This window comes from Streptomyces sp. NPDC014733 (assembly GCF_043083385.1).
Lineage (GTDB): Bacteria > Actinomycetota > Actinomycetes > Streptomycetales > Streptomycetaceae > Streptomyces.
Window position 1 is genome coordinate 44,253 of record NZ_JBIBYO010000009.1, and the last position, 22,092, is coordinate 66,344.

The 22,092-nt window shown below is 73.3% G+C and carries 18 protein-coding genes; 11 read left to right on the forward strand and 7 right to left on the reverse strand.

The window, feature by feature from the left end; all coding sequences use genetic code 11:
• Nucleotides 1-19: 19 nt before the first annotated feature.
• Nucleotides 20-3,361, reverse strand: coding sequence for a S41 family peptidase (locus ACF1BH_RS20765; protein ID WP_391644561.1), 3,342 nt, complete (start codon nt 3,359-3,361; stop codon nt 20-22).
• A 414-nt stretch (nt 3,362-3,775) separates the two neighbouring features.
• On the opposite strand from ACF1BH_RS20765, the gene ACF1BH_RS20770 reads away from it, so the two are divergent.
• Complete coding sequence (locus ACF1BH_RS20770; RefSeq protein ID WP_391644161.1) at nt 3,776-5,011, forward strand: serine hydrolase domain-containing protein; 1,236 nt, start codon at nt 3,776-3,778, stop codon at nt 5,009-5,011.
• A gap of 52 nt (nt 5,012-5,063) precedes the next feature.
• Here ACF1BH_RS20770 and ACF1BH_RS20775 read toward each other — a convergent pair whose 3' ends face one another.
• Nucleotides 5,064-5,912 carry an EamA family transporter gene (locus ACF1BH_RS20775; protein WP_391644163.1) on the reverse strand — a complete coding sequence of 283 codons (849 nt, stop codon included), beginning with the start codon at nt 5,910-5,912 and terminating at the stop codon, nt 5,064-5,066.
• Nucleotides 5,913-6,220: 308 nt separating this feature from the next.
• Nucleotides 6,221-7,867, reverse strand: coding sequence for a penicillin-binding transpeptidase domain-containing protein (locus ACF1BH_RS20780; protein WP_391644165.1), 1,647 nt, complete (start codon nt 7,865-7,867; stop codon nt 6,221-6,223).
• 281 nt (nt 7,868-8,148) lie between these two features.
• Here ACF1BH_RS20780 and ACF1BH_RS20785 point away from each other — a divergent pair, with 281 nt between their 5' ends.
• Nucleotides 8,149-9,057 carry an alpha/beta fold hydrolase gene (locus ACF1BH_RS20785; RefSeq protein WP_391644167.1) on the forward strand — a complete coding sequence of 303 codons (909 nt, stop codon included), beginning with the start codon at nt 8,149-8,151 and terminating at the stop codon, nt 9,055-9,057.
• A gap of 1,050 nt (nt 9,058-10,107) precedes the next feature.
• Here the strand turns inward: ACF1BH_RS20785 and ACF1BH_RS20790 are convergent.
• Entirely contained in the window at nt 10,108-11,844 is a 1,737-nt protein-coding gene (locus ACF1BH_RS20790) for a dolichyl-phosphate-mannose--protein mannosyltransferase (protein WP_391644169.1), read from the reverse strand.
• Between the two features lie 83 nt (nt 11,845-11,927).
• Between ACF1BH_RS20790 and rsmI the strand changes: the two genes are divergently transcribed.
• From rsmI to ACF1BH_RS20815, 5 genes are all read left to right on the forward strand, one after another.
• Nucleotides 11,928-12,830: a 16S rRNA (cytidine(1402)-2'-O)-methyltransferase gene (gene rsmI, locus ACF1BH_RS20795; protein ID WP_391644171.1), complete on the forward strand. Its 903-nt coding sequence runs from the start codon at nt 11,928-11,930 to the stop codon at nt 12,828-12,830.
• 228 nt (nt 12,831-13,058) lie between these two features.
• The gene (locus tag ACF1BH_RS20800) at nt 13,059-13,484 is read left to right on the forward strand and encodes a hypothetical protein (RefSeq protein ID WP_391644173.1); all 426 of its coding nucleotides are present in this window, start codon (nt 13,059-13,061) and stop codon (nt 13,482-13,484) included.
• A gap of 74 nt (nt 13,485-13,558) precedes the next feature.
• Nucleotides 13,559-14,503 (forward strand): TatD family hydrolase, encoded by a 945-nt coding sequence (locus ACF1BH_RS20805; protein ID WP_391644175.1) that lies wholly within the window; start codon nt 13,559-13,561, stop codon nt 14,501-14,503.
• Between the two features lie 143 nt (nt 14,504-14,646).
• Nucleotides 14,647-15,594, forward strand: a complete 948-nt coding sequence (gene rsmA / locus ACF1BH_RS20810) for a 16S rRNA (adenine(1518)-N(6)/adenine(1519)-N(6))-dimethyltransferase RsmA (RefSeq protein WP_391644177.1) — start codon at nt 14,647-14,649, stop codon at nt 15,592-15,594.
• Complete coding sequence (locus ACF1BH_RS20815; protein ID WP_391644179.1) at nt 15,591-16,499, forward strand: 4-(cytidine 5'-diphospho)-2-C-methyl-D-erythritol kinase; 909 nt, start codon at nt 15,591-15,593, stop codon at nt 16,497-16,499. The genes rsmA and ACF1BH_RS20815 overlap by 4 nt, the downstream gene beginning before the upstream one ends.
• A gap of 27 nt (nt 16,500-16,526) precedes the next feature.
• Here ACF1BH_RS20815 and ACF1BH_RS20820 read toward each other — a convergent pair whose 3' ends face one another.
• The gene (locus tag ACF1BH_RS20820) at nt 16,527-17,456 is read right to left on the reverse strand and encodes a LysR family transcriptional regulator (RefSeq protein ID WP_391644181.1); all 930 of its coding nucleotides are present in this window, start codon (nt 17,454-17,456) and stop codon (nt 16,527-16,529) included.
• Nucleotides 17,457-17,569: 113 nt separating this feature from the next.
• Here ACF1BH_RS20820 and ACF1BH_RS20825 point away from each other — a divergent pair, with 113 nt between their 5' ends.
• Nucleotides 17,570-18,097 (forward strand): DapH/DapD/GlmU-related protein, encoded by a 528-nt coding sequence (locus ACF1BH_RS20825; RefSeq protein WP_391644563.1) that lies wholly within the window; start codon nt 17,570-17,572, stop codon nt 18,095-18,097.
• Between the two features lie 113 nt (nt 18,098-18,210).
• Here ACF1BH_RS20825 and ACF1BH_RS20830 read toward each other — a convergent pair whose 3' ends face one another.
• A complete protein-coding gene (locus tag ACF1BH_RS20830; protein ID WP_391644183.1) occupies nt 18,211-18,792 on the reverse strand; it encodes a TetR/AcrR family transcriptional regulator in 582 nt (193 codons plus the stop codon).
• A gap of 87 nt (nt 18,793-18,879) precedes the next feature.
• Between ACF1BH_RS20830 and ACF1BH_RS20835 the strand changes: the two genes are divergently transcribed.
• Together ACF1BH_RS20835 and ACF1BH_RS20840 are read left to right on the forward strand one after the other, a co-directional pair.
• A complete protein-coding gene (locus ACF1BH_RS20835) occupies nt 18,880-19,305 on the forward strand; it encodes a nuclear transport factor 2 family protein (RefSeq protein WP_391644185.1) in 426 nt (141 codons plus the stop codon).
• Nucleotides 19,302-20,150, forward strand: a complete 849-nt coding sequence (locus ACF1BH_RS20840; RefSeq protein ID WP_391644187.1) for an NAD(P)H-binding protein — start codon at nt 19,302-19,304, stop codon at nt 20,148-20,150. Before ACF1BH_RS20835 ends, ACF1BH_RS20840 begins: the two co-directional genes overlap by 4 nt.
• A 68-nt stretch (nt 20,151-20,218) precedes the next feature.
• On the opposite strand, the gene ACF1BH_RS20845 is transcribed toward ACF1BH_RS20840, so the two are convergent.
• Entirely contained in the window at nt 20,219-20,428 is a 210-nt protein-coding gene (locus ACF1BH_RS20845) for a hypothetical protein (protein ID WP_391644189.1), read from the reverse strand.
• Nucleotides 20,429-20,669: 241 nt separating this feature from the next.
• Between ACF1BH_RS20845 and ACF1BH_RS20850 the strand changes: the two genes are divergently transcribed.
• A complete protein-coding gene (locus tag ACF1BH_RS20850; RefSeq protein WP_391644191.1) occupies nt 20,670-22,070 on the forward strand; it encodes a hypothetical protein in 1,401 nt (466 codons plus the stop codon).
• The last annotated feature ends 22 nt before the right edge of the window (nt 22,071-22,092 follow it).

Genomic DNA, 22,092 nt, shown 5'->3' on the forward strand with positions numbered 1-22,092 from the left:
CGCCGGGGCCGGGCCCCGCTCACCGGGGCGGCAGCTCCGGTCGCCGCAGGTCCGGCGCCTCCGAGAGGTCGGGCGGGGTGGCCGCCGGGTGGCGGTCGAGGAGTTCCAGGGCGGTGCGGACGGCGACGCCGAGTTGCGGGTGGCGGTCCTCGGCCCAGTCCAGCGGGGAGCGCAGTGCCTCGATGTCGGGTTCGACGCCGTGGTTCTCCACACCCCAGCCGTACACCTTGAACCACGCCGCGTTCATCGGCACCGTGATCGTCGTCCCGTCGCCCAGCCGGTGCCGGCCGGTCATCCCGACCACGCCGCCCCAGGTGCGCATCCCGACCACCGGGCCGATGCCCTGGAGCTTGAACGCCGCGGTGATCATGTCGCCGTCGGATGAGGTCATCTCGTCGGCGACCGCGACGACCGGCCCGCGCGGCGCGTTCTGCGTGTACGAGACGGGCTGCGCGTCGCGCGTCAGGTCCCAGCCCATGATGGTGCGGGTCAGCTTCTCGATGACCAGCTCGGAGATGTTGCCCCCGGCGTTGCCGCGCACGTCGACGATGAGCGCCGGGCGCGAGACCTCCATCCGCAGATCGCGGTTGAACTGCGCCCAGCCCGAGCCGCCCATGTCCGGGATGTGGAGATAGCCGCACCGGCCGTCGCTCAGCTCCCGGACCACCGCCCGGCGCCGCTGCACCCAGTCCTGGTAGCGCAGCGGCCGCTCGTCGACCAGCGGCACCACCGCCACCCGCCGTGGCGGACCGGACCCCTCCGCCGGGGCGAACGTCAGCTCCACCGTCGTCCCGCCCGCCGCCGACAGCAGCGGCGAGGGCCCGGCGACCGGATCGACCCGGCGGCCGTCGACGTGGGTCAGCGCCGCGCCCTCCCGGATGCCGGTACCGGCCAGCGGCGAGCGTGCCTTGGAGTCCGACGACTCGCCCGGCAGGATCCGCTTGAGCACCCACCGCCCCTCGCGCGGCACGAAGTTGGCGCCCAGCAGGCCCATCGCCCGCTGGTAGTGCGGCGGCCCCTCGTTGCGCCGCGCCCCGGCGACGTACGCGTGCGAGGTGCCCAGCTCGCCCAGGACCTCCCGCAGCAGATCGGCGAACTCGTCCGGGGAGGCGACGCGGTCCAGCAGCGGGCGGTACTGCGCGAGCACCGCGTCCCAGTCGATGCCGGACATCCCCGGGTCCCAGAAGTACGCCCGGACGATCCGGCCCGCCTCCTCGTACGCCTGCCGCCACTCCGCCTCCGGGTGCACCTCGTGGAGGATGCGCCGCAGGTCGAGGTGGACCGTCGAGTCGCTGTCGGCCTGCTCGGTGGCGGGCACGGCCCGCAGATCGCCCTCGTCGTTGACGACCAGCCGGGTGCCGTCGCCGCTGAGCGCGAACCGGTCGAGCGCGGAGGTCAGTTCGGTGCGCCGGGCCTTGGACAGGTCGAAGTGTTCGAGGGTGGGCTGGCCCGAGGTGTTGTCCGGGTTGGCGAACGTCTCGCCGAGCGCCCCGGAGATCGGCCAGCGCAGCCACACCAGACCGCCCCCGGCGACCGGCCGCAGCGAGGAGTACTTCGACGCGGCGACCGGGAACGGGGTGACCCGCTCCGGCAGCCCCTCCACCTCGACCAGCACGGGGCCCTCGGCGACCGGCGGGTTCTCGGCCGGATCGAGCCCGCCGGCGGCTGGGCGGCCCTCCGGCGACAGGGCGAACGGCGACGGCGTCGCGGACGACAGCGGGACCAGGTGCGGGCGGCAGCCCAGCGGGAACGACAGATCGCCGGTGTGTACGTCGTAGACCGGGTCGAAGCCGCGCCAGGACAGGAACGCCAGGTAGCGGCCGTCGCGGGTGAAGACCGGCTGCTCGTCCTCGAACCGGCCGTTGGTGACGTCCACGATCATCCGGTCGGCGAGCCGGGCCATCTTGATCTGCCGCAGCGACCGGCCGATGCCCGGATGCGACCAGGTCAGCCACCGTGAGTCCGGCGAGAACGCCAGATCCCGCACCGGACCGTTGGCGGACCGGATCAACTCGGTGACCTCGTCCGGGAGTTGGCGCTCCGCGGGCTCGTCGTCACCCTCCACCGCGGGCGCCTCCGCCGCCTCGCGGTCCTCCGGCCGCCGCACATCGACCAGCAGCAACCGGCCGTCGTGGGCGGCCACCGCCAGCCGGGTGCCGTCCGGTGACGCCACCGTCTCCTGGACCGTCCCCAGCCGCCCCGCCGCCAGCCGCCGCGGCTGACCCACTCCGCTGGCCCGCGGCAGCCCGGCGATCTCGACCGCGTCCGCGCCCTCCGCGTCGGTGACGTACGCGATCCGGCCGGTGTCGCCCAGCATCTCCGGCAGCCGCACCCGGACACCGGGGACGTCGTGCAGGGCACGGGCCGGGCCGTCGCGGTGGGTGAGCCAGTAGAGGCTGCCGCGCACCCCGACCGCGCTGGCCCGGCCGGTGGTGTCCACCGCCAGTGAGGTGACGTTCGAGGCGGCCGGCACCTGGTATGTCCGGCGCCCGGTGCGCGGCCCGCCGACCTGCACCGCCAGCTTCCGCGGCCGGGCGGCGGGGGAGAGGTCGTCGACCAGCCAGAGGTCACCGGCGCACTGGTAGACGATGCGGGAGCCGTCGGTCGAGGCGTGCCGGGCGTAGAAGTCGTCGTGGTCGGTGTGGCGGCGCAGGTCGGAGCCGTCCGGCAGACAGGAGTAGACGTTGCCGACGCCCTCGTGGTCGGAGAGGAAAGCGATCCGCCCGCCGGTGAACATCACCGCGTCCAGATGCCCCCGCAGCTTCGGCAGCAGCCGGGTGCCGTGCAGCCACATCCGGCCCATCGCCCCGCCCCGGTACCGCTTCCACGACGCCGGTTCGTGCGGCGGCTTCCCGCTGAGCAGCAGGGTGCGCCGCTCCCCGGCCAGATCGGCGACGGCGATGTCGGACACCGGCCCCCAGGGCAGCCGCGCCCCGGGGCCGCCCTCCACGGGGAGCCGGTAGGCCCACGAGTAGTACGAGAACGGCTGACCGTGCGAGGCGACCGCGAGGATGTGGGAGACACCGTTTTGGTCCGGCGGCGTCCAGCCGCAGACCCGGGCGTCCGTGCTGCCCCAGTACGTCAGCCGCCGCGCGGGCCCGCCCTCGGCCGGGACGAGGTGGACCTCCGGGTCGAGGGAGCGCCAGGAGGTGAAGGCGAGATGGCGGCCGTCGGGGGAGAAGCGGGGATGGCCCACCCGGGTGCGGTCGACGGTCAGCCGCCGGGCGGGCGCCGGCTCGACGCCCTCCGGGACGAGGGGCGCGACCCACAGGTCGTCCTCGGCGGTGAAGCAGAGCAGATCGCCGTGGAGATGCGGATATCGCAGGTAGGACGCGGGTGGTGGGCCCGGCGGCACCGGCATCCGGCGCAGCCTTCCGGGCGGTGCTGCGTCATCCGGCTCCGGGTGCGGCCCGACGGCCTCGCGTGCGTCGCTCACCCGTCTCATCGTTCCGCCGCCCCCGCCGGGCGGCAACTCGGCGGACGGGTACGGCGGGCCGTGCGGGCCATCGGGGCGACTCCGCCCAAGCCGGGCGGGCCGTCGGCCGGTTCGCGGGCGCCGCCGGAGGGGGTGCCGCGGCGCCGGGCCGAGGCGTACCCACCGTCCGGTACGGCCACGCCGGTTCGGCCGCCCCCGCCGTCTCCGGGGCGCGCCGGCGGGTCCCCGTACCCCTGTGACGAAGCCCACGCCGCACCGGCCCCGGTCATGAGCACCGCTTCGCGCGAGGCACCATTGAAGGGTCACCAAAGCGACGGAACAGTGGGAAGCGGGAAACACGTGGTGGACGTCCAGGGCAGGGTCGAGGACGGCTTCGAGCCGGTCCGGGACGCTTTCACGGCCAACTTCACCCGCCGCGGCGAGCGCGGCGCCGCCGTGGCCGTCTACCGCGACGGCCGCAAGGTCGTCGACCTCTGGGCCGGGACGAAGCACGGCGACGGCGGCGACGACCTCGGCCCCGCCGCCGACGGCCGCCCGGACGCCCCCTGGGAGGAAGGCACCGCCCAGGTCGTCCGCTCCGCCACCAAGGGCGTCGCCGCCGTCGTCCCGCTCCTGCTCCACCAGCGCGGACTCCTCGATCTGGACGCACCGGTCGGCACGTACTGGCCGGAGTTCAAGGCCGCGGGCAAGGACCGCGTCCTCGTCCGCCATCTGCTCTCGCACCGCGCCGGCCTGCCCGTCCTCGACACCCCGCTCACCCCCGAGCAGGCCGTCGACGGCGTCAGCGGACCCGCCGCCCTCGCCGCGCAGGCCCCCGCCTGGACGCCCGGCACCGACCACGGCTACCACGCCCAGACCTACAGCTGGCTGCTGGCCGAACTGGTCCTGCGGGTCACCGGCCGCACCATCGGCGCCTGGATCGCCGACGAGATCGCCGCCCCGCTCGGCCTCGACCTCTGGCTCGGCCTGCCGCCCGGTCAGCAGGCCCGCGCCGGGCGCCTCACCGAGGTCAGGCCGCCCGAGCCGGACCCCGCGGGCGGCCTGCGGGTGCGCCCCAAGCGGTCGGTGGCCGAGGCGTACCGCGACCCGTCCTCCCTCACCAGCCGCGCCTTCGCCGCCATCACCCCGGCGCCCGACGAGAACGCCCCGGCCTACCGCGCCGCCCAGCTGCCCGCCTCCGCCGGTATCGCCACCGCCCGCTCCCTGGCCCGCTGTTACGCCGCGCTCATCGGCCCGGTCGACGCCGACGGCACCGGCGCCCCCGACGGCCACGCGCGGCTGTTCGCCCCCGCCACGCTGACCCTGGCCCGTACCGAGGAGTCCGCGGGCCCGGACCGCACGCTCGTCGTGAACACCCGCTTCGGCCTGGGCTTCATGCTGCACAGCGCCGCCTCCCCGCTGCTGGCGCCCGGCTCGTTCGGCCACCCCGGGCGCGGCGGCGCACTCGCCTTCGCCGACCCCGAATCCGGTCTCGCCCTCGGGTACGTCACCAACGGCATGCAGCGCGGCGTCACCGCCGACCCCCGCGCCCAGGCCCTCGTCCGCGCCCTGGCCGCCTCCGTACCCGGCCACTGAACGGCACAGGGGCCCCGGCCGTGCCGGAGCCCCCTTGCGGTGCCGTACGGCGTCAGGTGTGCAGCATCAGCCCGATGCCGACCACCATCAGCCCGGCGGCCGCGATCCGCGGTGCGCCGAAGCGCTCCTTGAAGAACAGCGCGCCGATGGCCGCGCCGACGATGATCGACGACTCCCGCAGCGCCGCGATCGGCGCCAGCGCCGCCTGCGTCTGCGCCCACAGCACCAGCCCGTACGCGAACACCGACAGCACCCCGCCGGCCGCACCGCGCAGCGCGAACGGCTTGAGCTGCACGACGAGTTGGCGCCGCCGCACCGCCAGCGCCCAGACCGGGATGGCGATGCCCTCCAGCAGCATCAGCCAGGCGATGTAGCCGAGCGAGGAGCCCGACGCCCGGACGCCGAGCCCGTCGACGGTGGTGTACGAGGCGATGGACAGGCCGGTGGCGAGCGCCGCGAGGAGCGCCGGCCACTGCGGGCGCGCCCCCGAACCGCGCAGCCCCCACAGGGCGACGCCGAGCAGTCCGGCCGAGGCCAGCGCGACCCCGGCGAGCGCCCAGGGGCCGGGCACCTCACCGACGAAGAGCGCCGCGAGGACGGTGACGACCAGCGGCGCGGTGCCGCGGGCGATCGGATACATCTGCCCGAACTCGCCCAGCCGGAACGACTGCATCAGCAGCGCCTGGTAGACGACGTGGAGGACGGCGGAGCCGATGAGATACGGCCAGGCGCCGGCCGCGGGGAGCGGGGTGAACGGGAGGAGGACGAGGCCGCAGACGGCACCGGCGCCGCCGACCAGGGTGAAGGCGAGGAGCTGGTCGCGGATGCCGTGGGCGATGGCGTTCCAACTGGCGTGGGTGACCGCGGCGATGAGCACGGCCACGACGACGAGGGGCGTCATGCGGTGGGCTCGGAGGGGTTCGCCGCGGGTGCGGTGGCGCGGCGCCGGCGAATGAGGGCGGCCCGGCGGGCGCGTGCCCGATCGGCCGCCGGAACGGGCAGGTTGGGCGGGAAGACGCTCATGTCCCGCACGCTAGCGAAGGGTGTACGGGCCACGCGATGGAAAGGTGAGCAGTTTCTCACCGGCTGCTCACGAGGTTTGCGCCGGACGGCCTTCCCCCGGCCACCGCCCGTGCACTTTCCGGGTGCAACGCAGCCGCCCCGCCCCGCCGGAGGGGCGGGACGGGGCGGATCCGGTACGCGGCGGGGTCAGCCCGCGGAGAGCAGGGCGCGGACCACCGGGCCCGCGTTGTCGCCGCCGTGGCCGCTGGCCGGGACGAGCGCCGCGGCGGCCATGTCGTTGCGGTAGGCGGTGAACCAGGCGTTCGGCTTCTTCTGGTTGTCGACCTCGGCCGAACCGGTCTTCGCGCCGATGTCGCCGCTCAGCCCGGCCATCGGCTTGACCGCCGTACCGGCCACCGCGGTGGTGCGCATCAGCGACTTCAGCCCGGCGGCGGTGTCCGGCTTCATCTTGCGCGCCGCGGTCGCCAGCTTCCGGTGGTCGACGTCGGGGGAGACGAGGTAGGGCTGGCGGAAGACGCCGGACTGCGCGGTCGCGGCGAGCGAGGCGACGTTCAGCGGGTTCATCCGCACCCCGCCCTGACCGATCAGGGACGCGCCCATCTGCGCGCCGTCCTGCACCGGCACGATGCCGTCGAAGGTCGGGATGCCGGTCTGCCAGTTGAGGCCGATGCCGAAGACGTCCCGCGCCTCCACCGTCAGATCGTCGTTGTTGAGGTTCTTCGCCTCACCGATGAAGGCGTTGTTGCAGGAGGCGGCGAAGCTCTGCGCGAAGGTGCCGTGCGGGATCTCGCTCATCTGGTCGTTGTGGAACTTCCAGCCGGCGACCTTCATGTACTTCGGGCACGGGTGCTGCTTCTCCGGCGAGGTCAGGCCCTTGTCCATGAGCAGCGCGGCGGTGACGATCTTCATCGTGGAGCCGGGGGCGAGGGAGCCGCCGGTGGCGACGTTGAAGCCCTTCGCGGGGGAGTGCGCGAGCGCGAGGATCTCGCCGGTGCTGGGCTTGAGGGCGACGGCGGAGGCGTTCTTCCGGGCGTCGACCTGCTTCTGCGCGATCTCCTGGAGCGTGAGGTCCAGGGTGGTCTTCAGCGTGCCGGGGGTGCCCTTGGAGAGGACCTTCAGCGTGGTGTCGGGCTTGGCCTTCTTGCCGTCCGCGGCGTGGTGGACGGCCAGCTCTATCCCGGGGGTGCCGCCCGCCTTGCCGCCGAACTTCTCCTGAAGGCTCCCCAGCACCCCCGCCAGCTCCGGGTGGTCGTCGGCGGTCAGCGGCTTGCCGTTGCGGTCCACTGCGTTGATCGGCGCGGTGCCGGAGGGGCCGGTGCGCAGCGTGTCGCCCTTGGTGAGGGAGGGGTGGAGCACGGCGAGGTTCCAGTTGACCCGGGGCTCCCCGGTGGCGCCGTCGCGCCGGACGTGCAGCGCGGAGGTGTAGGAGTACGGCGCCTGGTGGCCCCGGTAGGAGATCTGCGCGGTGACGGTGTAGGGCACCTTGTCGCCGTTGGGGGCGCCGGGCTTGACGGTGAGGTGGCTGAAGTGGGTCTCCTTGGCGAAGGAGGCGAGCGCTGCCTTCGCGGACGCCGGGTCGTCGGTCAGCCCCGCCGCCTTCGTGGCGTCGGCGGACTGCCAGGCGGTCAGGAAGTCCCGGGACGTGGTGGCGATCTCCTGCGCGGACGCCGGTCCGGCCTTCGGCCCGGCGCCGCCGTTCTTGGCGTCGGTGGCCGTCACCCCCGACGCGGACGAGTCGTCCGCACCGCCGCCGAACAGCGCGAACCCGCCGACCACCCCGGCGACCAGCGCCGCGGATCCGCCGATCAGCCCGTACTTCACCTCACGGCGCATGCGACCGTTCCCCTCCCCAGTGCCTCACCCCGCTCGACCGGGGCCTGGTGCGCACTCTATGGGACGGCGGAAACCCGGAGAGTGCCGGTCCGTCTCGATCAGGGCACGGTCGGATGAACGGTCCGGTGCGCTCCGCTTTTCCTGTTGTAAAGGAGCACTCCGACCGCCCGCAAGGGCGCACGGGGCACGGCGGAACCCCCGCCGGGTGCGCACCGGCGGCCGGGTCCGCTGCCCCGCAAAACCGGATGCGCCCCCTCCCGCCCCCGCCGAGGATGGACGCCATGACCGCACCGCCCGCGCGCCGCGCGCCCGTAGGAGATCCCGCCCGCACCGGTACGGCCCGGCTGCCCGATGGGCGGCTGCTCGGCTGGGCGGAGTGGGGGCCGGCGGACGGGCGGCCCGTGGTGCTGTGTCCGGGGGCGGCCACCAGCCGGTGGCTCGGGTTCGGCGCGGACGTCGTCGACGGGTTCGGCGTCCGCCTCGTCTCCGTCGACCGCCCCGGCCTCGGCGCCTCCACCCCGGCGCCCGGCCGCACCCTCACCGGCTTCGCCGCCGACCTCCGCGCCCTGTGCGCGGCCCGGGATCTGGGCCGCCCGGCGGTCGTCGGCAACTCGCAGGGCGCGCCGTTCGCCCTGGCGTGCGCCGTCGCGGGCGTCGCCGGATCCCTGGCCCTGGTCTCCGCCGCGGACGAGGTCGCCACCGCGGACGGCGTGGACGCCGGCGTGCGGGAGCTGGTCGCCCTGACCGCCCGCGACCCGGCCGCCGCCGAGGAGTTCTTCGCCGCCTTCACCGCCGCCGCGATGCACGAGATGGTCCTCACCACGAGCCCCGCCCGCGACCGCGCCGTCTACGAGTCCCCGGCCTTCGCCGCCGCCTACCGCCGCGCCCTCGACGAGGGCTTCGCCCAGGGCGCGGCGGCCGGTTACGCCCGCGACACCGTCCTCGCCATGTCCCGCTGGCCCCTCGACCTCGCCGCCGTCACCGTCCCCTGCGCCATCTGGTACGGCACCGAGGACACCACCCACTCCCCGGACCACGGCGCCCGCCTGGCCGCCCGCATCCCCGGCGCCCGCCGCCATCTCGTCCCGGACGCGGGCGGGGCGCTGCTGTGGACCCACGCGGCGCAGGTACTGACGGCGCTGCTGTCCGGCGCCGGGGAGGAAAGGGAAGGCCGACTGCCCCAGGGGTAGCCAGAGTTGACCTTCATTTCGCAGTTCTCCGGTGGGCGGTGGCCGGGGGCGCGGCCCCGGGCGTGGGACGGGCGGACGGAATGAGCGCCCTTGCGCCTTCGATCGCAAAGCGGACGCTCAGCCCTGATCGGCATATGTACGCCGAGGGAACTACCTGGTCAGAAAGGTGTGACATGGGTCTCTCCGGCCACGGATTGAGGTTCGCTTGAGCCTTTGGGCGACACCGGATGTCACCGGCCTTCGATTGCAAGGCCACCAGGTCAGAGCGGTGTGACAAGAGAGGTGCGGTGCGACGGGGTGTCAGCACCCCGGCACCCGGTGCCAGTTGGCCGGTCGTCGACGTTCCGCGGCGCGGAGTGGCACGTCTGTGCGGCGCGCTACTCTACTGAGCTACCAACCCGCCTCCTGGGTCGGAAGGTGTTCGTGGCCGCCTATAGGGCCCACGACCGCTGGGTCCGGAGAGGAAGGTCGCCCCGATGCCCAAGAGGAACGGACGGAAGGGCTGCCGCGCAAGGTGGCGCCGGATCAAATCCGGGGCCGGATGGCTGGGTCCGCTGTACGCGGTGTTTCGCATCGCGCGCGAGATCTGGTCCCACTTGTAGAAGCGGTGATCCCGGCCCCGCGTGAGGCCGAGATCACCGTGCGCGGTAGGTGGAGGGCCTCACTCCGAACAGCTTGGCCGGCTCACGGGGGTGGGGCCCTCGTGCGTTCGCGCGTAGGGGGGTCGGGCGGACAGCGCCGACTCGGAAGTCGCTGCGTGACTTCGGCCACTCGCTGCGCCTGACGCCGCCCCATCTTGCCGCTTCGCATGACTGTTTGGCGAGTGGGAAACGGCGGACGATGACGAGGAACTGCTCACATGGCCTCGGCATAAGCCCAGGCCGGAGAGTTTTTCGCGCCCTGGTGTGACGGGAATCACGAACTCCGTGGGGGTGGTTTCCTCCCACGGAGGGGTGAACGGTTGTCAGTGCCGGTCACTAAGATGCGCGCCCCTCCGGGCGGGCCCGGGGCCGCCCGGCCCCGGACGCTGCCCCCGGCGGCCGGCCCGCCTCACACCCACGCGTCGAACCACATCCGCCGGTGCCACTCCGACTTCGGGATCGGCAGGCCCGTGTAGAGCGGATAGAAGTAGATGAAGTTCCACACGATGAGCAGGACGAGGACGCCCGCGCCGACCGCGCCGAGGGTGCGGCGGCGCTCCGAGGAGCCCGGCGGGCCGATGATCGCGCCGATCATCATGGCCAGCGCCAGGCAGAGGAAGGGCACGAACACCACGGCGTAGAAGAGGAAGATCGTCCTCTCCTGGTAGAGGAACCACGGCAGATACCCGGCGGCCACCCCGCAGGCGATGGCGCCCGCGCGCCAGTCGCGCCGGAACACCCAGCGGTAGAGGACGTACAGGAGCGCGAAGCACGCGGCCCACCACAGCAGCGGGGTGCCGATCGCCAGCACCTCGCGGGCGCAGCCCTCCGCCGCGGTGCAGCCGTCGTGTCCGGCCTTCGGGTCCTCGTAGAAGTACGAGACCGGACGGCCCAGGACCAGCCAGCTCCACGGGTTCGACTGGTACGTGTGCGGGGTGGTCAGGCCGGTGTGGAAGGCGTAGACCTCGGTCTGGTAGTGCCACAGGCTGCGCAGCCAGTCCGGCAGCCAGGTCCAGGCACCGGTCCGGCCGTCGGGGGTCGTCGCCCACTCGCGGTAGTAGCCGCCCTTGGTGGCGAACCACCCCGACCACGACGCCAGATACGTCGCCACCGCCACCACGACCGTCGCACCGAACGCGGGCACCACATCGCGCCGCAGCACCGACCGCAGCGGGCGCCGCGCCCCGGCGATACGGCGCGCCCCGATGTCCCAGAGCACCGACATCAGCGCGAACGCGGCGAGGAAGTACAGGCCGTTCCACTTCGTCGCCGACGCCAGACCCAGGCAGATCCCGGCGGTGAGCCGCCAGGGCCGCCAGCCCAGCCGCAGCCGGTCGCCGACCGCGCCGTCCGGATGGGCCCGCCCCTCCGCGTCGACGGGCAGCGCCGCCGCCAGCCTGGCCCGCGTACGGTCCCGGTCCAGCAGCAGCGCGCCGAACGCGGCGACCACCCAGAACATCACGATGAGGTCCAGCAGCGCGGTCCGGCTCATCACGAAGTGCAGCCCGTCGACGGCGAGCAGCGCGCCGGCCAGGCAGCCCAGCGCCGTCGAGCGCAGCAGCCGCCGCCCGATCCGGCAGACCAGCAGCACCGACAGCGTGCCGAGCAGCGCCACCATGAACCGCCAGCCGAACGGGTTCATCCCGAAGGCCCACTCACCGACGGCGATCAGCCACTTCCCCATCGGGGGATGGACCACGTACGACGGGTCGGAGTTCAGCAGGATCCGCGCGGGATGGCCGATGAGCGCGTCGTTGGCGTTCTTGTCCCAGGTGCCCTCGTAGCCGAACTGGAGGAGCGACCAGGCGTCCTTCGGGTAGTACGTCTCGTCGAATATCACCTTGTCCGGGCTGCCGAGGTTCCAGAACCGCAGCACCCCGGCGATCAGCGTCACCAGCAGCGGCCCGAGCCACCCCGAGGCGCGGGCCAGCCGCGCCGCGAGCACCGGGTTCGCGCCGCACAGCTCCCACAGCCGGGTGCCGGCCTGCGGGAAGGGAGGCACCAGCCGCGCGCGGACATCGGGCCGGGGGCCGTCCGCGTAGCCGAAGCGGCGCAGCCTGTGCTGCCACGCGGGCGGCCGCCGGTCCGGCTGGTCGGCGCTGCGGGCTACGGCGTCGGTCGCGGTGTCACTGGTCACCCGGCCCATCGTAGGGAAGCGATCCGTGGACGGACGGGTACGCCGCAGGGCGGGTGACGAAGGGGGCGCCCGGCGGCTGGGAGGATGGGGGCGTGACTGGAACGCTGGTACTTGCAGGGACGCCCATCGGCGACATCGAGGACGCCCCGCCGCGCCTCGCCGCCGAGCTGGCCGCCGCCGATGTGATCGCCGCCGAGGACACCCGCCGGCTGCGCCGCCTCACCCAGGGCCTCGGCGTGACGCCCGGTGGCCGGATCGTGTCGTACTTCGAGGGCAACGAAGCGGCCCGGACGCCGGAGCTGGCCGAGGCGTTGGCCGGCGGTGCCCGGGTGCTGCTGGTCACCGACGCCGGGATGCCGTCCGTCTCCGACCCCGGCTACCGCCTGGTCGCCGCCGCCGTCGAGCGGGATGTGAAGGTCACCGCCGTCCCCGGACCGAGCGCCGTCCTGACCGCGCTCGCCGTCTCCGGGCTGCCCGTCGACCGGTTCTGCTTCGAGGGCTTCCTCCCCCGCAAGCAGGGCGAGCGCCTCACCAGGCTGCGGGAGGTCGCGGACGAGCGCCGCACCCTCGTCTACTTCGAGGCGCCGCACCGGCTCGACGACACCCTCGCCGCGATGGCCGAGGTCTTCGGCACCGACCGCCGCGCCGCGGTCTGCCGGGAGCTGACCAAGACGTACGAGGAGGTCAAGCGCGGCGGGCTCGGTGAGCTGGCGGCGTGGGCGGCCGAGGGCGTGCGCGGCGAGATCACCGTCGTGGTCGAGGGCGCGCCGGAGGCCGGTCCGCAGGAGCTGGGCCCCGCGGAGCTGGTGCGCCGGGTGCGGGTCCGGGAGGAGGCCGGGGAGCGCCGTAAGGAGGCCATCGCCGCGGTCGCCGCCGCTGCGGGGCTGCCGAAGCGGGAGGTGTTCGACGCGGTGGTGGCGGCGAAGAACGCCGAGAAGGCCGAGAACGCCGAGAAGACCGCGGGGAAGACCGGCGGGAAGGGCGCCGGGGCCTGACCGCGGGTCCGGCCGCGTCCGGTGTCCGAAAGCCGCTGCCGGAAGGTAAACGGCCGGTCTCGAACGGTAAAGGGAGCATCCGGACGACCGGCGCTTTGGCCTGGAGCCGGCCAAATCTGGGCCAACAGGTAAGAACATCCGCCGCTCCTCGCCCGGGACAGGAGTCCACTGGAGACCGGGACGCACGGTTCCCCGGAGACCTTGTCCTGCGGACAAGAGGAGCGGCACATGAGTGAGATCGCGGACATCCGCACCACCTACCCCGACACCCACCCCACCACCGATGCCCCTGTTCACGAGGCGTACGCCTTCGCCTGCATGCATTGCGGCCACGGCTGGGAGCAGGCGTACGAGATACGCCACCAGGTGGACGTCAAGGGCGTCACGCACGCCGTCTACTACGCGGACGGCGAGCGGGTGCCGTCCCCGCTGACCAGTCCGGGCTGCCTCAGCTGCGGCTCCACCGTGGTGCGGATCATGCGCGCGGGCGAGGTCTCGAAGGTGTCCCACGCGATCGAGAGCCTGCACCAGCGCGGCGCCTCCCCGGCGAAGCGGCCCGGCGCCGGCCCGGAGAGCGGCAGCTCCGTCGCACCCCGCCAGCACCACTGGCACCTGTCCGATCTGCTCCACCCCTTCCAGCACCACCGCCGCTGAGCCGCGGCGCCCGGGCCCGGCGCCCGGGGACCGCGAGGTGAGGCCGTGGCCGCCGTCCTCGTAGGATCGCGGCCATGGCCCCGCACGACACCGGCTCCCGGACCGCCCCGCCCACCGCCGCCACGAGCGGCGGATCGCCCAGGACGGCGAAGGACGCGAAGGACGCCCCGCCGCCGCTGCCCGAGCCGCTGCGGGTGCCGGTCGCGGACTCGCACACCCACCTCGACATGCAGCAGGGCACCGTCGAGGACGCCCTCGCCAAGGCGGCGTCCGTCGGCGTCACCACGGTCGTGCAGGTCGGCTGCGACGTCGCCGGATCGCGGTGGGCGGCCGAGACCGCCGAGGCGTACGAGGCGGTGCACGCGGCCGTCGCGCTGCATCCGAACGAGGCGCCGCGGATCGTCCTCGGCGACCCCGACGGCTGGTCGCGGCAAGGAGCCCGTGAACCCGGCGGCGATGCGGCGCTCGACGAGGCGCTGGCCGCCATCGACGAGCTGGCCGCCCTCCCGCACGTCCGCGGCGTCGGCGAGACCGGGCTCGACTACTTCCGTACCGGCGCCGAGGGCATGGCCGCCCAGGAGCGTTCGTTCCGCGCGCACATCGAGATCGCCAAGCGGCGCGGGAAGGCGCTGGTCATCCACGACCGGGAGGCCCACGCCGACGTGCTGCGGATCCTGCGCGAGGAGGGCGCCCCCGAGCGCACCGTCTTCCACTGCTACTCCGGCGACGCCGCGATGGCCGAGGAGTGCGCGGCGGCCGGGTACTTCCTCTCCTTCGCCGGCAACGTCACCTTCAAGAACGCCAAGCCGCTGCGCGACGCGCTCGCGGTGGCCCCCGCCGAGCTGCTGCTCGTCGAGACCGACGCGCCGTTCCTCACCCCCGCGCCGTTCCGCGGCCGCCCCAACGCGCCGTATCTCATCCCCGTCACGCTGCGGGCGATGGCCGAGGTCAAGGGCGTCACCGAGGACGCGCTGGCCACCGCCGTCGCGGCGAACACGGCACGCGCCTTCGGCTACTGACCGCGCGGGCGGGGGCCGGGCCCCGTGTGGGCGGAACGGTCCCCCTCCGGCCCGTAAGCTGCACCGGTGAACCAGCGCAGCGAGCGAACAACGGAAAGGCGCGCCCCGTGGACGGTCACGGCGGCGCGCGGCGAGGCTTCGGCATGAGTGAGAGCACCACCGGCGACGAGTCCGGCCCCCTGCTGGGCCCCGCCGACATCCGCGAGCTGGCCGCCGCGCTGGGCGTACGCCCCACCAAGCAGCGCGGCCAGAACTTCGTCATCGACGCCAACACCGTCCGCCGCATCGTGCGGACCGCGGACGTGCGGCCCGACGACACCGTCGTCGAGGTCGGTCCGGGCCTCGGCTCGCTGACCCTGGCGCTGCTGGAGGCGGCCGACGCGGTCACCGCCGTGGAGATCGACGATGTGCTGGCCGCGGCGCTCCCGGCGACCGTCGCGGCGCGGCTGCCGCAGCGTGCCGACCGCTTCGCGCTGGTCCACAGCGACGCGATGCACGTCACCGAGCTGCCCGGCAACGCGCCCACCGCGCTCGTCGCCAATCTGCCGTACAACGTCGCGGTGCCGGTGCTGCTGCACATGCTGGCGACGTTCCCGACGCTGGAGCGCACCTTGGTGATGGTGCAGTCCGAGGTCGCCGACCGGCTCGCGGCCCGCCCGGGCAACAAGGTCTACGGCGTGCCGTCGGTCAAGGCCAACTGGTACGCCGAGGTCAAGCGCGCCGGGGCGATCGGCCGGAACGTCTTCTGGCCCGCGCCGAACGTCGACTCCGGTCTGGTGTCGCTGGTCCGGCGGCAGCCGCCGGAGACCACCGCCAGCCGCGACGAGGTCTTCGCCGTCGTCGACGCCGCGTTCGCGCAGCGCCGCAAGACGCTGCGGGCGGCGCTGGCGGGCTGGGCCGGTTCGGCCCCCGCCGCCGAGGAGGCGCTGGTCGCCGCCGGGATCTCCCCGAAGGCCCGCGGCGAGGCGCTGACCGTCGAGGAGTTCGCCCGCATCGCGGAGCACGGGCCGCGCCGCGGGCCGGAAGGCACGATGACCCGGCAGGAACAGCAGGAACAGCAGGAGCAGCGGGAGCAGGGAGGTACGCGGTGAGCGCGGCGGTGACGGTACGGGTCCCGGCGAAGGTCAACGTCCAGCTGGCGGTCGGCGCCGCCCGCCCGGACGGCTTCCACGACCTGGCCAACGTCTTCCTCGCCGTCGGCCTGTACGACGAGGTCACCGCCGCCCCCGCCGACGGGCTGCGGATCACCGCCGAGGGCGAGGGCGCGGACCGCATCCCGCTCGACGCCACCAACCTCGCCGCCCGCGCCGCCACCCTCCTCGCGGCGCGCCACGGCCGCACCCCGGATGCCCACCTCCACCTGAAGAAGGACATCCCCGTCGCGGGCGGCATGGCGGGCGGCAGCGCCGACGCCGCGGGCGCCCTGCTGGCCTGCGACGCCCTGTGGGGCACCGACGCCTCCCGGGACGAACTCCTGGAGATCTGCGCCGAGTTGGGCAGCGACGTACCGTTCAGCCTGGTCGGCGGCGCGGCCCTGGGCACCGGCCGCGGCGAGGTCCTGACCCCGCTGCCGGTCGGCGGCGTCTTCCACTGGGTCTTCGCGGTCGCCGACGGCGGCCTGTCCACCCCCGCCGTCTACGGCGAGTTCGACCGCCTGACGGCCGGAACCGACGTCCCGGAACCGGCCGCCTCGCCCGCCCTCCTCGCGGCGCTCGCGGCGGGCGACGCATCAGCCCTGGCGGGCGAGCTGGTCAACGACCTCCAGCCCGCGGCGCTCTCCCTGCGCCCGTCGCTGGCCGCGACCCTCGACGCGGGCGCCGCCGCGGGCGCGCTGGCCACGCTGGTCTCCGGCTCCGGCCCGACGACGGCGTTCCTGGCCGCCGACCCGGAAGGCGCGGAGAAGGTCGCGGAGGCGCTGACGGCGTCGGGGACGTGCCGTTCCGTACGGATCGCCGTCGCTCCGGCGCCGGGGGCGACGGTGCTCCAGGGTCTCTAGGGCGTGTCCGTTCACGCGGTCGGCTGGTCAGCGGTCCACCCAGTCCGGCGCCCACACGTCGTGCGGGGTTTGCGGGCCTGTGGTGCGCAGATGGTCGCGTAGCGCGGTCAGTACGGGGTGCTGGTCTCCGCTGCGGAACAGCAGCATGTGCGGGTAGACCGGGGTCGGGTCGTGCAACGGGATGCGCCGTAGGTCGTGGGTCCGGGGCCACAGGTACCGATCCCCGCTGCCGACGAGGGTGGCCAGCGAGGCCGAGTCGGCCAGCGCGTCCATCAGGGCCTCGTCACCGAAGTGGGGGCCGAGTGCATCGATGCTCAGGCCGAAGGCCTCGGACAGCGCCTGGTAGAACGCCGCCCACTCCGTGCCCGCCCTGATCCCGGGGATCCAGATGCGGTGGCCGACCAGGTCCGCAGGTCTGACCCAGGGTGCCTTCGCCAAGGGGTGGCCGGGTCCGACCAGAAGTTCCAGGGGCGCGTCCAGGAGTCGTTCGGCGCTGATCCCGGCCGGGACCCGGTCCGCCGGCAGGGCGCGGAAGGACGCGTCGACGGTCCCTTCGACCACCGCCTGGGCGGCCTGGGCGGCGTTCTCGGTGCTCAGCGTGACCGCGTCCAGGTCCGTCCCGGGGCGGGAGCGGTAGAACCGGTAGACGGCCTGGGCAGGAGCGATGCGCCGATTGAGGACATCGATGCGCAGGGGCCGGCTGCCGGGGCGCACGGCCTGCTCGGCGCGCTCGATGGCCGCCAGGACCTTCTTGGCGTGCGGCAGGAAGACCTGCCCGTCCAGGCTCAGCCGGGAGCCTCGGGAGGTCCGCACCAGGAGCGTGACCTCGATGTGCCTCTCCAGGGCCGCGATCCGCTTGGAGACCGCTTGCTGGCTGATCCCCAACTCGTCGGCCGCAGCCTGAAACTGGCCGGTCCCGGCGACGGTCACGAACGTCCGCAGCGCTTCCACATCCACGCTTCACCCTACGTCCACAACCATGGGTTGTGTCTCGTGTGGTGCGGGGTTGTTTGATCGAGTGTTCTGCGCGGTGGTGGGATCGGCGCATGTCTACCCGCACAGAGCAGGTCATGTATGTCCGGACGCCTGAGTTCGCGCGTCATGCGGAGCGGATCGTGGAGGTGACCGATGCGACGTCCCGGCTGAACGTGCTTCCGTTCAGCGACAGCGAAGGCCGCGCGGAACTACTTTCCGTTGTGTTCGGTGGCCCGCTGCCGGAGTCGGTGGTGATCTACCCGCCGTTCTTCACCGAGCACGGGCTGAACACGACATTCGGGGAGAACGTCTTCGTCAACCAGGGATGCACCTTCATGGACAGAGGAAGCATCCGTATCGGCAACGGCGTCATGATCGCCCCGAAGGTCAGCCTCATCACCGGAGGCCATCCTCTGCCCCTGGCCGAGCGCCGCGAGTACCTTTCCTTCGCCCCGATCGTCATCGAGGACGACGTCTGGATCGGGACGGCTGCCGTGATCACGCAGGGGGTGACCATCGGTGCCGGTGCGGTGGTCGCTGCCGGTGCGGTGGTCACTCGTGACGTTCCCGTCGGCAGCGTGGTCGCGGGAGTGCCCGCCCGGGTGATCAAGACGATCGACTGAGCCCGGCCGGGCCGCAGGCCCGGGCCTACCGGCACGCCACCCACACCGGGCGCGCGGTGGCGCAGGGAGGGAGGCTGCGTCGATCACTCCTCGGCGGTCACCCCGTGCAGTGGTCAGGAGGCCAGGACGCCGGTGACGAAGTTCGCCAGCTGCCGCCGCATTCTCTCCCGCGGAATGCGCTCTTCTCCGGCCAGGTGCTCGACGAGGTCGGCCCGTGTGGCGGCAAGCAGGGCGTGGGCGGTGAAGCCGCTGTCGGTCAGGCCGGGGATCTGCTCCAGTACGGCTCGGAGCAGGCGGTGCCACCGCTCGTAGTGCTCCGCCCGGTACGGGCTGCCGCTCCCGCCTTCCTCCAGGGCCAGCGCGAGGCGCCGGTTGTCGAGTTTGAAGCACAGGACGGCATCGAGCAGAGCGGGTACGCGATCCCGCGGTGGGGTCGCGGGCCCCAGGGGCGGTGGTCCGGTCTCGACGGCCTGCCTGATCGGTTCGAGCCGTGCCTCGTACAGCGCCCGGAGCAGCCCGGCGCGATCGCCGAAGGCCCGGAAGAGCGTGCCCTTGCCGACGCCGGCCGCAGCCGCGACGTCGGCCATGGTGACGTCCTCGGGACTCTCGCGGCGGGTGAAGAGGGCGTCGGCGGCCGCGAGCACGGCCTCCCGGTTGCGGATGGCGTCCTTCCGGGACGACTGGCGTTCGGGCATGCCGCTCCTTCCATTTGTAAAACGGACCCGTGGTCCATATCGTTGAAGCGGACCCAGGGTCCGGATTCTGTGATTTGGAGGATACCCATGTCCGCACCGACCTCCCCAGCGGATCTGTACCGCCACAGCCTGCGACTGCTGCTCGACAAGGACATCCCTGCGTGGGTCGCCCTGTGGGCCGAGGACGGCCTCATGGAGTTTCCCTTCGCCCCCGCCGGCTGGCCCCGGCGTCTGGAGGGCAAGGAGGCCGTCGCCGCCTACATGCGCCGCTACCCCGACCACATCGACCTGCACGACTTCCCCGATCTGCGGATCCACCAGACCACCGACCCGCAAACCATCGTGGTCGAGATGCGCGGCGTCGGCCGCCTGGTGGAGAGCGACGCGCCCTTCGACATGACCTACATCGCCGTCGTGACCGTTCGAGACGGACGCTTCGCCTCCTACCGTGACTACTGGAACCCCCTTGCCGTCCAGGAGCCCGGCGCCGACTTCACCGGGAGCAGCCGATGACCACCACCGGCACCACACTGGTCATCGGCGCCACCGGCACCACCGGGAGCCGCACCGCCGCACGGCTGACGGCCGCGGGCCACCGCGTCAAAGCCGCCAGCCGCCGGGCCACCCCGGTCGCCGGCGCCGAGCCGGTCCCCTTCGACTGGTACCGCCCCGCCACCCACGCGGCCGCCCTCGACGGCGTCGACCGCGTCTACCTCATACCGCCCCTGGGCGACTTTGACCCCGCGGCGACCATGCTGCCGTTCCTCCACCAGGCCCGCTCCGCCGGCGTGCACCGCGCGGTGCTGCTGAGCTCCTCGGCCATCCCCGAGGGCGGCCCGGCGGTGGGAACCGTGCACCAAGCCCTGCCCGATCTCTTCGAACAGTGGGCGGTACTGCGGCCCTCGTGGTTCATGCAGAACTTCACCGGCACGCACGCGCACGCGCGCAGCATCCATGACGAGGGCATCATCTGGACCGCCACGGAAAGCGGCCGGGTCGGCTTCGTCGACGCCGAGGACATCGCGGCCGTCGCCGTCTGCGCGCTGACCGACGAGCAGGCCCCCAACACCGATCTCCTCCTCACCGGACCCGAGTCACTCGGCCACGACGACATCGCCGCGATCATCACCGAGGTCACCGGTCGGCCCGTGGCCCACCGCCGTCTGTCCTACGAGCAGATGCGCGATCGCCTCACGGCGCAGGTGCCGGTGGAGTTCGCCGCACTGCTGGCCGACATGGACCGTGCCATCGCCGAAGGTGCGGAGGACCGCATCACCGACACCGTCCAGCGCCTCACCGGTCGGCCCCCGCGCACCTTCCGAGCCCTCCTTGAGAGGGAGAGGCGATGCAGCGGCTGATGTTCAGCAGGCGCTCGCGCCGCTACTGCGGGTCGGCCCGCAGGACGAGGGCCACACCCCTTATCGGGTCACTGTCCGGAGAATCCGGTGCCCCTCACCCGGAAGACGGCGGTCGCTCGGTGGTGCTGGACGGAAAACGTCGCGAGCAGACCGACGGTCAGCGTGCCGGCGAGCACCACACCCGCCCTCCTGGCCATGCTCCGGTGCCGTCCGATGCTGCGAGCCCGGCTGTCCGATGTTCCTGCGCGATGCGCTCCCCGAAGGATCACCAGCGTCATTCTGAACGTACCTCCCTTTTCCGCCCTGAGCTGAGCGGCACAGCAACACCGTGCTCCGGCCGGGCGCACTGAACGCGTCCCGGAACGTTCAGGAACGTTCTGACGATGTCTCAGCCGGTCAGCGCGCTTATCGGCGCCGAGCGTTCAGCGGCCGGTAGAGTCATTCCAGGGTTGAAGCGGTCACGTCATCAAGCGTCTGGGGTCGCTGTGCGCCGACCGGGCGCCGGCCCAGGGGGTGGACATGGGAGAGCCCGCGGACAGACACAGTGCCACCCCGGCGACCGGCGGATTTCCCGATCCGGACACCGCGAAGGACTTCCCCGCGTTCCAGGAACTCCTGAGCCAGGTCCGCGGCTCGGTCTCCTACGGAGAACTGGCGCGACAGGCCGCAAGGACGGGCAGCACGCTGTCGTCGAGCAGCGCCCACCATGTGATCAACAAGCCGGACATTCCCCGCTCCGACCGCAACAGGCAGCACATCGCGACGGTGCTTCGCATCCGCGGGATGCGAGCGGAGGACGTCGAGAAGTGGCTCACCGTACTCGACCGGCTGTGGCAGGCCGAGTTACACCCCCAGGACGGCCAGGACGCCGACGCCCTGGCCGGCGACACGTCCCCGGTCCCGTCCCCGGCCGGTGACACACCGTCGCAGGCAACGGGCAGGAGGCGCCTGGCCATCACGGCCGGGGCCGTCCTCGTCGCAGGACTCGCCGCCACGCTCGTCCTGCTCCTGGGCCCCGGACACAGTCCTGATACCGGGCCCCCGGCGCCCGCGGCCTCCGGATGGCCCGTCGCCTCCACCGGCCCGGTACCCGAAGTCGCCCCCGATCCACCGCTGTCCGGTCCGGTTGCCGCGCCGTCCGGCACGGGCACCTACAAGACGACCGCGGACGGCGACGTATGGCAGTGGAGCGGCCGCGGCACCACGTGGCAGCGGATCGGGGTCTCGGCGAAGAAGCTCTACGCCGGCCCGGCGGGGGTGTTCGCCGTTGGCCTGCACGATGACGTCCTGCGCGGATACACCGGCCGCCCCGGCCACTGGGTGACGGTCAGCGAGCCCGCCGCCGACTTCGCCATCAGCACCACCCGCCTCTACCGACTGGCGAAGGGCCACAGCGCGGTCCATGAATGGAACGCCGCCACCCGCACCTGGAAGAAGATCAAGGGCCCGGCCCAACAGCTGTACGGAGGAGGCGCGGGGCTGTTCGCCACCGATCCGGAAGGCGGCCGCATCTCCCTCTACAGCGGCACTCCCGGTCGGTGGGATGTCATCGGCACGGCAGGCGCGGACTTCGCCGTCACCGGCGACTCGCTCTACGGCCTGGATCTCGACAAGACCCAGGTCAGACGGTGGAGCGGGCACGCCTTTTCCTGGAGCCGAGCCGGTGGCGCCGCGACGCGGCTCTACGCCGGACGCCAGGGCCTCTACGCGTCCAATCCCCAGGACGGCATCCTGTGGCAGTACTCCGGAACTCCCGACCAGTGGTACCCCGTCAGCGCCGCAGGTGCGGACTTCGCGCTGCGCGGTACCGCCTTGTACCGCCTGGCGGCGGACCGCAGCGGGATCTGGCGCCGTGACCCCGCCACCCAGGACTGGCAGCAGATCTCCGGCCCGGCCCGCACGCTCACCGCCGCCGGCTGACCCACGCCCACCGAGCGGCCTT